Below are 1,151 nucleotides of genomic sequence, written 5' to 3'. Positions count from 1 at the left end.
GACCATCATTTCCGGCATGGGCGAACTCCACCTCGACATCATCGTCGACCGCATGCGTCGCGAGTTCAAGGTCGAGGCCAATGTCGGCGCACCGCAGGTGGCCTATCGCGAGACGATCACCCGCAAGCACGAGCAGGACTACACGCACAAGAAGCAGACTGGCGGTACCGGTCAGTTCGCTCGCGTCAAGATCCTCTTCGAGCCGAACCCGGACAGCAGCGAGTTCGAGTTCGATACCAAGATCGTCGGCGGCGCCGTGCCGATAGGCTCGCCGCTCCAACTGGAGGCGATCAAGCCGACCGGCACCAAAGGTTTCCTCGACCGGCGCGAGTTGATCGCCGTCAACATCGGTGGCGTGGGCGTCATCACGACCGGCGGCCAGTCCTTCGAATTGCAGGCGCGCGACATGCTCTATCTCGGCATGGGCACACAGGATGTGTCCTTCGCCTCAGCGGACGAGGGGGCGCCGGCGAAGTTCTATCTGCTCAGCGCGCCGGCGCATCTGGCTCATCCCAGCCGGCTGATCCGCATCGGCGATGCAAAGCGCCTCGATCTTGGCAGCAAGGATGCCTGCAACGAGCGTTCGATCTTCCAGTTCATCCATGCCGATGGCGCAAAGACCTGCCAGCTGGTGGTCGGTATGACCCAGCTGGCGCCGGGCTCTATCTGGAACACCATGCCTTGCCATGTGCATGACCGGCGCATGGAGGCCTATCTCTATTTCGACCTGGCCGAGACGGCGCGCGTCTTCCACTTCATGGGCGAGCCGGACGAAACGCGCCATATCGTCATGGCCAACGAAGAGGCCGTGCTGTCGCCGGGCTGGTCGATCCACTCCGGCGCCGGCACTTCCAATTATGCGTTCATCTGGGCGATGGCCGGCGACAATGTCGACTACACCGATGTCGACCCGGTGGCGTTGGGCGATCTGCGGTGAGCGACCCCTTCAGCCTTGCCGGAAAACGTATCCTGGTCACCGGCGCCAACACCGGCATCGGCCAGGGCATCGCCGTATCGATCGCACGCGCCGGCGGCACGGTGATCGGCGTCGGTCGCTCGTCGATGGACGATACGGCCAGAAAGATCGCAACGATGGGCGGGCAATTCGAGGCGGTGAGCGCCGATCTTGCCGACACGTCAGCCGCCGGCCC

Annotated in this window: 2 protein-coding genes; both read left to right on the top strand. The window is 63.9% G+C overall.

Features of this window, described 5'->3' with window-relative positions:
- Positions 1 to 937 (top strand): 5-dehydro-4-deoxy-D-glucuronate isomerase (kduI, locus tag EN914_RS36100; RefSeq protein ID WP_206527329.1); only part of this gene is annotated, 937 nt, incomplete at its 5' end.
- The coding region (locus EN914_RS36095) for an SDR family NAD(P)-dependent oxidoreductase (RefSeq protein ID WP_127389719.1) at positions 934 to 1,151 on the top strand (218 nt) is incomplete at its 3' end. The genes kduI and EN914_RS36095, both read left to right, overlap by 4 nt.

Source organism: Mesorhizobium sp. M7A.F.Ca.CA.001.08.2.1, assembly GCF_003998455.1.
Lineage (GTDB): Bacteria > Pseudomonadota > Alphaproteobacteria > Rhizobiales > Rhizobiaceae > Mesorhizobium > Mesorhizobium ciceri.
This window is presented reverse-complemented; position numbering and strand designations above follow the sequence as displayed.